10 protein-coding genes are annotated in these 9,024 nt (G+C 61.7%); 3 read left to right on the top strand and 7 right to left on the bottom strand.

Translation table 11 applies throughout. The features are described 5' to 3' along the window. Window positions 1-103 precede the first annotated feature (103 nt). Complete coding sequence (arfB, locus tag HX818_RS02160) at window positions 104-517, top strand: alternative ribosome rescue aminoacyl-tRNA hydrolase ArfB (protein ID WP_003212972.1); 414 nt, start codon at window positions 104-106, stop codon at window positions 515-517. On the opposite strand, the gene HX818_RS02155 is transcribed toward arfB, so the two are convergent. The 3 genes from HX818_RS02155 to HX818_RS31115 form a co-directional block, all read right to left on the bottom strand. Beyond that, entirely contained in the window at window positions 514-1,713 is a 1,200-nt protein-coding gene (locus tag HX818_RS02155) for an MFS transporter (protein ID WP_003212974.1), read from the bottom strand. The genes arfB and HX818_RS02155 overlap by 4 nt on opposite strands. 86 nt (window positions 1,714-1,799) lie before the next feature. Then, window positions 1,800-1,973, bottom strand: a complete 174-nt coding sequence (locus tag HX818_RS02150) for a hypothetical protein (RefSeq protein WP_177019399.1) — start codon at window positions 1,971-1,973, stop codon at window positions 1,800-1,802. A gap of 74 nt (window positions 1,974-2,047) precedes the next feature. Further along, a complete protein-coding gene (locus HX818_RS31115; RefSeq protein ID WP_003212978.1) occupies window positions 2,048-2,176 on the bottom strand; it encodes a hypothetical protein in 129 nt (42 codons plus the stop codon). A gap of 362 nt (window positions 2,177-2,538) precedes the next feature. Between HX818_RS31115 and HX818_RS02145 the strand changes: the two genes are divergently transcribed. Continuing rightward, window positions 2,539-3,813 carry an MFS transporter gene (locus HX818_RS02145; RefSeq protein WP_052024259.1) on the top strand — a complete coding sequence of 425 codons (1,275 nt, stop codon included), beginning with the start codon at window positions 2,539-2,541 and terminating at the stop codon, window positions 3,811-3,813. On the opposite strand, the gene HX818_RS02140 is transcribed toward HX818_RS02145, so the two are convergent. Both HX818_RS02140 and HX818_RS02135 read right to left on the bottom strand, forming a co-directional pair. Next, window positions 3,810-4,394 carry an HD domain-containing protein gene (locus HX818_RS02140; RefSeq protein WP_003212982.1) on the bottom strand — a complete coding sequence of 195 codons (585 nt, stop codon included), beginning with the start codon at window positions 4,392-4,394 and terminating at the stop codon, window positions 3,810-3,812. The two genes, HX818_RS02145 and HX818_RS02140, sit on opposite strands and share 4 nt — an antisense overlap. 33 nt (window positions 4,395-4,427) lie before the next feature. Next, window positions 4,428-4,739, bottom strand: coding sequence for a DUF962 domain-containing protein (locus tag HX818_RS02135; protein WP_003212984.1), 312 nt, complete (start codon window positions 4,737-4,739; stop codon window positions 4,428-4,430). 161 nt (window positions 4,740-4,900) lie between these two features. On the opposite strand from HX818_RS02135, the gene HX818_RS02130 reads away from it, so the two are divergent. After that, window positions 4,901-5,956, top strand: coding sequence for an AraC family transcriptional regulator (locus HX818_RS02130; protein WP_003212986.1), 1,056 nt, complete (start codon window positions 4,901-4,903; stop codon window positions 5,954-5,956). Here HX818_RS02130 and HX818_RS02125 read toward each other — a convergent pair. Continuing rightward, entirely contained in the window at window positions 5,913-7,367 is a 1,455-nt protein-coding gene (locus HX818_RS02125; protein WP_177019398.1) for a TrkH family potassium uptake protein, read from the bottom strand. The two genes, HX818_RS02130 and HX818_RS02125, sit on opposite strands and share 44 nt — an antisense overlap. 264 nt (window positions 7,368-7,631) lie before the next feature. Beyond that, complete coding sequence (locus HX818_RS02120) at window positions 7,632-8,969, bottom strand: imelysin family protein (RefSeq protein ID WP_003212990.1); 1,338 nt, start codon at window positions 8,967-8,969, stop codon at window positions 7,632-7,634. Between the last annotated feature and the right edge of the window lie 55 nt (window positions 8,970-9,024).

The raw sequence follows: 9,024 nt of genomic DNA, 5'->3' as shown, positions 1-9,024 counted from the left end.
ATCACCCAAATAACGGATATGTACCCAGCCCCCAGCCCCCAGCCCCCAGCAGCCCAACACATTGGCGTATCCTTACCCCTCCACCCCAAGGCCCGATCAAAAAATGCTGGTGATATCCAACAACGTGCACCTCCCCGACGCCGAGATCGAGCTGACAGCCATCCGCGCCCAGGGCGCTGGCGGTCAAAACGTCAACAAGGTCTCCAGCGCCGTGCACCTGCGTTTCGACATCCCGGCCTCGTCCCTGCCTGACTTCTACAAGGAACGCCTGCTGGCCCTGCGCGACACCCGCATCACCAGCGAAGGCGTACTGATCCTCAAGGCCCAGCAATACCGAACCCAGGAACAAAACCGCGCCGACGCCCTCGAGCGCCTGGTGGAACTGATCCTCAGCGCCACCAAGGTCGAAAAGAAACGCCGCCCCACCAAACCCACCCTGGGCTCAAAGAAGCGCCGCCTCGAATCCAAGACCAAACGCGGCAGCATCAAGGCCGGCCGCGGCAAGGTCGACTTCTAACTCGCCTGACGTTCTTCGCGGTACTTAGGCGCCTGCCGGTACAAATACAGGCTCAACAGCAACCCGCCAAACGCCGCGATCGCCGCAAACAGGAAGATCGAGGCAAACCCGAACCCCGCCGCAATCGCCCCGGCCAACGGCCCGGTGATCCCCAACGACAAATCGATAAACAGCGAATACGCCCCCACCGCCGCACCCCGGCTCGAGGCGGGCACCAGGTTGACCGCCTCCACACCCAAGGCCGGAAACACCAGGGAAAAGCCAAACCCGCTCAACGCCGCACCCGCCAACGCCAAATGAGGATCCGGCGCCAGCCACAGCAGCAGCAGCCCCAGCGTCTCCACCGACAAACAGGCAATCGCTACGCGAAACCCGCCAATGCGGTTGATCAAATTGCCGAACAACAACCGCGCCCCGATAAAGCTGGCACCGAACAGGCTCAGGCACAGCACCGCGTTATCCCAATGCTGGGTCGCGTAATACAAGGTGATGAAGGTGGCGATGGTGCCAAACCCGATCGAGCCCAGCGCCAGCCCGCAGCCGTGAGGCAACACGCGCCCCAGCACATGCATGAACGGCAGGCGCTCGCCCACCACGATCGGCGCGGCGACTTTCGGCCAGGCCAGCAGCAGGCCCAGCACCGCCAGCAGGATGATGCTGACGCCCATGCTCCACAGCCCGAAATGACTGACCAGCAACACCCCCAGCGGTGCGCCGATGGCCAGGGCGCCGTAGCTGGCGATGCCGTTCCAGGAGATGACCTTGGCGGTATTCGCCGCACCCACCCGGCCAATGCCCCAGCCGATGGAACCCGAGCCCACCAGGCTTTCAGCGCTGCCCAGCACCAGGCGGCCAATCAGCAGGCTGGTGAGGCTCAGCGCCGGCAGGTGTGACAGCCACGCCGAGAGCAACATGAACACGCCGCTCAACCCGCAACCGGCCAGGCCGTACATGACGGCGCGCTTGCTGCCGCGGTTATCGATGATGCGTCCCGCGTAGGGCCGGCTCAGCAGAGTGGCCAGGTATTGCACGCTGATCACAAGGCCCGCGATCACGGCGCCAAAGCCCAGGTCGCTGTGCACATAGCCAGGCAACACGGCCAGGGGAATGCCGATATTCAGGTAGCCGATGAAGGTGAACAAAACGATGGAAACGACTTGCAGCGTGACCGCCATGGGGCGCTGGGTATCTGGCATGGGGAGAGGTCCACTGTCGCAGCAGGAAAAGATAGGCTGCTTATGATACCGATGCTGGGCGCGTGCGGGGGCAGCAAAGCAAACTTTTAGCGATCGGCGGGGTTGAGCAGTTGCGTGGTTACCAACGCGGCGAGGGCGTTTTCCTGGGTGCCGAAGCGCTTGAGCAGGAGGGCCTGTTTTTCCGGGGTGAGGCGGTTCCATACGTCGCCCATGTGCAAGGCAGTGTCGAGCAGGGCGGTATCGGGGGTGGTGTCGGTCATGGCGGGGCTCACGGTGTTCAGGCGGTGTGGAAAGCGCGCAATGTCACGCTTTCCACACGGTCTGGGTACGGCTCTCAGTCTTCGCTCTTGCGGTCGACCGGTTTTGCCTCTTTGGGCTCGGGCTTGGTGGCACCGGCCTGTTGCGGGGTTGGCTGCTCAGTTTCGTGCAGGCTTGGGAAGGGGAGATTAGGGATTTCGTGCATCGTCGTCGCTCCTCGCAAGATCTGTTTTATCAATCGCAGGTGATTCCGCGCGTTCAAAAAGCCTGTGCAGGATACAGCACTGTAAATGACAGAAAGATTTTATCTCAGAAAATGAACGCGTCTTCATCCCGCCGCGCAAGTGACGTGGCGCCACAGGGGTGTCGATTGTCATCGTACAACATCACCCTTCACGGATTGACATCGTACTGCGGACTGAATATAACGCTAACAGTTGTATGACGACATATGACGTTACAGTTTTATAGCGCCCGTAATACGGATGCGCTCGGTCGCAGAACGTACGCCTCAAATCTAAAAATAATTAAGGTGAAGCGATGAAAATCAAAGGCATCCGTTGGTGGATGGTCGGGCTGATGACGGTCGGCCTGATTATTAACTACCTGGCCCGCAACACGCTCTCAGTCGCAGCCCCCACGCTGATGACCGACCTGAGCATCTCCACTGAGCAGTATTCCCACATCGTTGTTGCCTGGCAGGTGTGCTACGCCTTGATGCAGCCGATCGCCGGTTATGTGATCGATGCGATCGGTACCAAGATGGGCTTTGCCATCTTCGCCATCTCCTGGTCGGTAGTCTGTGCCCTGGCGGCATTCGCCACCGGTTGGCAGAGCCTGGCAGTGGCCCGTGGCGCACTGGGGCTGACGGAGTCGGCGGGCTTCCCCGGCGGCGTCAAGGCGATTACCGAGTGGTTCCCGGCCAAGGAGCGCTCCGTCGCCATCGGCTGGTTCAACTTTGGTTCGTCGTTTGGTGCGTTGCTGGCGCCGCCACTGGTGGTCTGGGCGATTTTGCACAGCGGCTGGCAGTTGGCATTCCTGATCGTTGGCGGCATCGGCCTGGTGTGGAGCGGGCTGTGGCTGCTGCTGTACAAGCACCCGCGTGACCAGCGCCTGCTGGCCCAGGCCGAGCGTGAGTACATCGAGGCCGGCCAGGAAACCCACCTCAAGGAAGGCGTGCAGAAGAAAGCCAGCTGGAAGCGCATCCTCAAGAGCCGCAACTTTTTCGCCATCGCCTCGGCGCGCATGCTCTCGGAGCCGGCCTGGCAGACGTTCAATGCCTGGATTCCGTTGTACCTGATGACCGAGCGGCACATGAACATCAAGGAAATGGCGCTGTTCGCCTGGCTGCCGTTCCTGGCCGCCGACATTGGCTGTGTGCTGGGTGGCTACCTGAGCCCGTTGTTCCACCGCTACTTCAAGGTCTCGCTGTTCACCTCGCGCAAGCTGGTGATGCTGTTCGGTTGCCTGTGCATGATCGGCCCGGCGTGCATCGGCCTGGTGGACAGTGCCTACACCGCGATTGCCCTGCTGTGTGTCGGCGGTTTCGCCCACCAGACCTTGTCGGGTGCACTGTTTTCCATCGCCTCGGACTCATTCGGCAAGAACGACGTGGCCACCGCCACCGGTGGCGGGCAGATGTGCGGGTTTATCGGGGCTGCGGCATTTACTGCGGTGTTCGGCGTGCTGGTGACCAAGGTCGGCTACAGCCCGCTGTTTGTGGTGCTGGCGATTTTCGACATCATTGCGGCCATCGTGATCCTGATGGTGGCCCGGGAGATCGTCAAAGATCCGGAGCCAGCCACCCAAACCGGTCACGGCGGCACATTGCTGCCGGTTTAACCCTGGCGTTCCATCGCCGCCTTGTAGAGCGAGTTCTTCGGCTGGGCAAACACCCGCGCCAGCATCGGCTCGAAGAAGCTCAGCGGCAGGGTGTCGTAGGCCGGGTCGAACGCCGCCGCGTCGTATTGCGCGCAGAACTCGATGGTTTGCCGGTACTGCGGGTGGTCGCCAAATTGCTCGCGCAGGTGGCGGTCCATCCCCAGGTGGTGGAAGAAGTAGTAGCCCTGGAAGATCCCGTGCTTCTCCACCATCCACAGATTCTCGGCGCTCACAAACGGCTTGAGGATCGCGGCGGCGATGTCCGGGTGGTTGTAGGAACCGAGGGTGTCGCCGATGTCGTGGAGCAGGGCGCACACCACGTACTCTTCATCGCGCCCGTCGTGCCAGGCGCGGCTGGCGGTTTGCAGCGAGTGGGTCAGGCGGTCCACCGGGAAGCCGCCGAAGTCGCCCTCCAGCAGCCGTAGATGCGCCAGGATCCGGCTTGGCAATTGCCGTGCGTAAGCACTGAAATCCTTGGCGATGATCGCCCAGTCTTCCTGGGTACCATCCTGCATATGGGTGAAGCGGGCCTGCTGGTTCATCAAAGCCTCTCTTATTGTTCTTCAAGCGTGGGGCTAGAACGGCACCTTGCCCAGAATCATGTCGCGGTACATCACGAAATCCCCCAACAGGCTGTACAGCGGATGCTGGAAGGTCGCCGGGCGATTCTTTTCAAAGAAGAAATGGCCGATCCAGGCAAAGCTGTAGCCGGCTACCGGCAGCGCCAGCAGCAGCCACCACGCACCTTTGCCGATCGCCAACGCGAGAATGAAGATAACGAGGCTGGTGCCGATAAAGTGCAGGCGACGGCACGTACTGTTGCCGTGTTCGCTCAGGTAATACGGGTAGAAATCGGCGAAGCTGTTGAATTGCCTGGCATTTTCCACAGTGGTCGGCCCTCTGGTTATTGTTCTGCCCGACAGATGTTCGGCGGGGAGCTTATTTGAGTCTAGAGTCATCAGTGGTAACAGCCAGTGACAATAGATGCCACTTTAGTATCCTTCGGATTCCTGGCTGTCGTTTCAGCCTTCCTTGTTAAGAAAACGCCATGAGCGAACGAACGACTTCTGCAAGCTGGGCGATGGGGATAGTCAAGGCGCTGGAAATGGACGGCCTGGATTGCCGTGCCTTGTTCAAGCAGCTTGGCCTGGATTACGCCGCGCTGAATGACCCGGATGCACGCTTCCCCCAGGACTCCATGACCCGGCTCTGGCAGCGCGCGGTCGAGCTGTCGGGCAACCCGGCGATTGGCTTGAACATGGGCAAGGTGGTGCGCCCGGCGTCGTTTCATGTGGCCGGCTACGCCTTGATGTCCAGCAATACCCTGGCCGAAGGTTTTATGCGGCTGGTGCGTTACCAGCGAATCATTGCTGAAAGTGCCGACCTGAGTTTCCGCCTGTTGCCCGAAGGTTATGCGCTGATTCTGACGGTGCACGGCGACCACCTGCCGCCTACCCGGCAAAGTGCCGAAGCGTCCCTGGCCAGCGCCCTGGCGTTATGCGGCTGGCTGACCGGGCGCACGTTGCAACCGCGCAAGGTGCTGGTGCAGGGCGATCAGCCAGCGGACCTGGCACCCTATAAACAAGCCTTCCATGCACCGCTGGTGTTCAACGCGCCCTATGACGCGCTGATCTTCGAACGGGCCGATATGGAGGCGCCGTTGCCCACGGCGAACGAGGCGATGGCGTTGTTGCACGATCGTTTTGCCGGGGAGTACCTGGCGCGGTTTTCCGAGAGCCGGGTGACCCACAAGGCGCGGCAGGTGCTATGCCGATTGCTGCCCCAGGGCGAGCCCAAGCGTGAAGTGGTTGCGCAGACGTTGCACCTGTCCCAGCGCACCTTGCAGCGCCGCTTGCAGGAGGAGGGCACGAGTTTCCAGACCTTGCTCGACGACACCCGCCGCGAACTGGCCGAGCAATACCTGGCGCAGCCGAGCATGACCCTGCTGGAAATTGCCTACCTGTTGGGGTTTGCCGACCCGAGCAACTTCTTTCGTGCGTTCCGCCGCTGGTTCGATGCCACGCCCGGCGAGTACCGGGCGCGGTTGCATGAGCTGCCTGTCAGTGACGCCAAAACGCCGGAATGCACAGCACAAACACCGTAATGATCTCCAGCCGGCCCAGCAGCATGCCGAATGACAGGATCCACTTGGCAGCGTCCGGCAGGGTGGAGAAGTTACCGGCCGGGCCGATGGTTTCCCCCAGGCCCGGGCCCACGCCGGACACGGTACTGGCGGCGCCGGTCAGTGCGGTCATCCAGTCCAGGCCCAGCAGTGACAGGGCCAGGGCGATGGCGCAGATGGTGATGGCGAAGAAAAACGAGAAGGTCAGGATCGACCGCACGATTTCTTCATCGAGGCGATGGCCGTTGTACTTCTGCTTGATCACCGCCCGTGGGTGAATCAGCTGGTTCAAGTTGGCCTTGAGCAGGATGTAGGCGACCTGGAAACGGAAGATCTTGATCCCGCCAGCCGTGGAGCCGGAGCAACCGCCCACAAAGCCCAGGTAGAAGAACAGCATCAGCGAGAAATTGCCCCAGATGCTGTAGTCCCCCAGCGCAAAACCTGTGGTAGTGACTACCGAAGTGACATTTACCGCCACGTGGCGCAGCGCGTCCAGCCAATGCAGGTTGGTGGTCCACCAATACCAGGTGCCGAGCACCAGCCAGGTCACCAGCAGCAAGCCGAGCATGCCTTGCACCTGCTGATCCTTGATCAGTGCCCGGCGGTTGCCACGCATCGTGGCCACATACAGGGTGAACGGCAGGCTGCCCATGATCATCACCACCACGGCCACCCAGTGCACCGCCGGCTGTTTCCAGTGGGCCAGGGATTCGTCGGAAGTGGAAAACCCGCCGGTGGAAATTGCCGACATCGCATGGTTGATCGCATCGAACAGCCCCATCCCGGCCCACCAGAACGCCAGGCTGCCGAGGATGGTGATGCCCACGTACGCCGCCACGATCAGGCGCGCCACCATGTGCGAGCGGGGCATGACCTTTTCCGAGCGGTCGGAGGATTCGGTCTGGAACAGGCGCATGCCACCGATGCGCAGCAGCGGCAGGATCGCGACCGCCATGCCGATAAAGCCGATGCCGCCGAGCCAGTGCAGCAGCGAGCGCCAGATGAGGATGCCCGGGGACATGGTGTCCAGGCCGCTGAGCACCGTGGAACCGGTGGCTGTGATACCGGACATGCTTTCGAAGAACGAGTCGGTGTAGCTGATGTGCTGGGTCAGCAGGAACGGCAGTGCGGCGAAGATGCACACCACCAGCCAGCTGGAGACGGTCAGCAGGTACATGTCCCGCGGGCGCAGGTGCACGTGTTCCGGGCGGCCGGGGATGACCAGTGCCAGGCCTGCGATAAAGGTAATCAGGCTGGCCCAGAGGAACGACGGCAGGTCGCTGGTGCGTTCAAAAAACACCAGGGTCGCCATGGGGATGACCATGGCGATCGCCAGCGTGATCAGGAAGATGCCGATAATGAAACCGATTATCCGTAAGGTCGGCAACGCCATGAGGTCCGCTCGGGGTGACAGGAAAGGCGCCATTCTACCTGCGGTGCAGGGCAAGTAAACCGGGGGGGCGTTGGAGACGTGGCAGATCAAGTGTGGGAGCGGGCTTGCTCGCGAAAGCGGTGTATCAGTCAACGGATGCATTGGCTGACCCACCGCTTTCGCGAGCAAGCCCGCTCCCACAGGAGATTTGTGCTGGTTGATGGAGCTTGGAGGGCAGGCACAAAAAAGGCGACCCGAAGGTCGCCTCATTCAACGCGGCACTGATCAGAACTCGTGATCAGCGTTATCCGGGTTCAAGTCACTGATGCCCAGCTTGCCAGCAGCCTGTTCGATCGAACCGGTCTGCTTCACCAATGCGGCGATGGCGTCACGTACGATCTGGTTGCCTTTGTCGTTACCGGCAGCAATCAACTGGTCGTAGTGTTCGCCGTTGTTGGCGTGGTCCACCATCACCTGGATCTTCGCTTCGGTGGAGGCCAGGTCAGCCTTCAACGCTTCATCGGCCGCCGGGTCGGCCTTGGCCACCAGGGAAGACAGGCTGGCGCCGGTCATCTTGGTACCGTCGGTGCGGGTGTACTCACCCAGGTAAACGTTACGAATACCCTTGGCGTCGTAGAAGTGCGAGTTGTGGGTGTTGTCGCTGAAGCAGTCCTGTTCGTCTTCCGGCGAGTTGGCTTCCAGGGAAACCTTCATGCGCTCACCGGCCAGCTCGCCCAGGGACAGGCTACCCATGCCGAACAGCATCTTGCGCAGGCCATCGGTCGCAGGTTCTGCTTCCAGCGTGGCGCGGTAGTTGTCTTCGACGTTGGGCTTCCAGTTGCCGACCATTTCTTCCAGGTCGCTGACCAGCAGCTGAGTCACGGCGCGCAGGTAGGTGCGGCGGCGCTCGTTGTGGCCGCCAGTGGCGCCATCACCGGTCATGTAGTCCGACGCTGGGCGGTTGCCGGCGCCCGGGCCGGTGCCGTTCAGGTCCTGGCCCCAGAGCAGGAATTCAATTGCGTGGTAGCCGGTGGCTACGTTGGCTTCGGAACCGCCCAGCTCATTCAGGCTGGCGAGTTTTTCCGGGGTGATGTCTTTTACATCGACCTTGTCTTCGCCGACCTGGATCTCGTTGTTGGCGATGATGTTGGCGGTGGCGCCAGGGTTGCCCAGGGCGTGTTCGTAGGTCTTGTCGACGTAGTCGATCAGGCCTTCGTCCAGCGGCCAGGCGTTCACCTGGCCTTCCCAGTCGTCAATGATGGTGTTGCCGAAGCGGAACACTTCACTCTGCAGGTACGGCACGCGCGAGGCGATCCAGGCGGTACGGGCCGCTTTCAGGGTGTCGTCGTTCGGGTTGGCAAGGAAAGTGTCGATCGCGGTTTGCAGGGTTTTCGCGGTGGACTCGGCATCGCTGTACACCGCGAACACCATGTCAGCGTAATGCGCGACCACGGCCTTGGCGGCGGCCTCGTCTACCTGGCCTGCCGGGGCAGCCGCCGGGGCGGTGGTGCTGGCGGCGGCCGGGGCTTGAGGCGCGGCGGCCTTGTCTTTGCCTTCACCGCAACCGGCGAGCGAAATGGCAATGGCGAGAAGGCTGGCGGTGGCCAGGGGCATACGAATCATGGCGAACATCCTGCTTCGGTTGTTGATGGGGCACGCGGGGGGCGCGCAAAACTGC

Origin of the sequence: Pseudomonas sp. F9001, from assembly GCF_013385435.1 — a bacterium.
In the GTDB taxonomy this organism is placed as follows: Bacteria; Pseudomonadota; Gammaproteobacteria; order Pseudomonadales; family Pseudomonadaceae; genus Aquipseudomonas.
Note: the sequence above shows the minus strand (reverse complement) of the source record. Positions and strands in the feature narration are given on the sequence as shown.

Coding starts and splice junctions, on each gene's coding strand:
- arfB (WP_003212972.1), top strand. CDS start 104: ATGCTGGTGATATCCAACAACGTGCACCTCCCCGACGCCGAGATCGAG.
- HX818_RS02155 (WP_003212974.1), bottom strand. CDS start 1,713: ATGCCAGATACCCAGCGCCCCATGGCGGTCACGCTGCAAGTCGTTTCC.
- HX818_RS02150 (WP_177019399.1), bottom strand. CDS start 1,973: ATGACCGACACCACCCCCGATACCGCCCTGCTCGACACTGCCTTGCAC.
- HX818_RS31115 (WP_003212978.1), bottom strand. CDS start 2,176: ATGCACGAAATCCCTAATCTCCCCTTCCCAAGCCTGCACGAAACTGAG.
- HX818_RS02145 (WP_052024259.1), top strand. CDS start 2,539: ATGGTCGGGCTGATGACGGTCGGCCTGATTATTAACTACCTGGCCCGC.
- HX818_RS02140 (WP_003212982.1), bottom strand. CDS start 4,394: ATGAACCAGCAGGCCCGCTTCACCCATATGCAGGATGGTACCCAGGAA.
- HX818_RS02130 (WP_003212986.1), top strand. CDS start 4,901: ATGAGCGAACGAACGACTTCTGCAAGCTGGGCGATGGGGATAGTCAAG.
- HX818_RS02125 (WP_177019398.1), bottom strand. CDS start 7,367: ATGGCGTTGCCGACCTTACGGATAATCGGTTTCATTATCGGCATCTTC.
- HX818_RS02120 (WP_003212990.1), bottom strand. CDS start 8,969: ATGATTCGTATGCCCCTGGCCACCGCCAGCCTTCTCGCCATTGCCATT.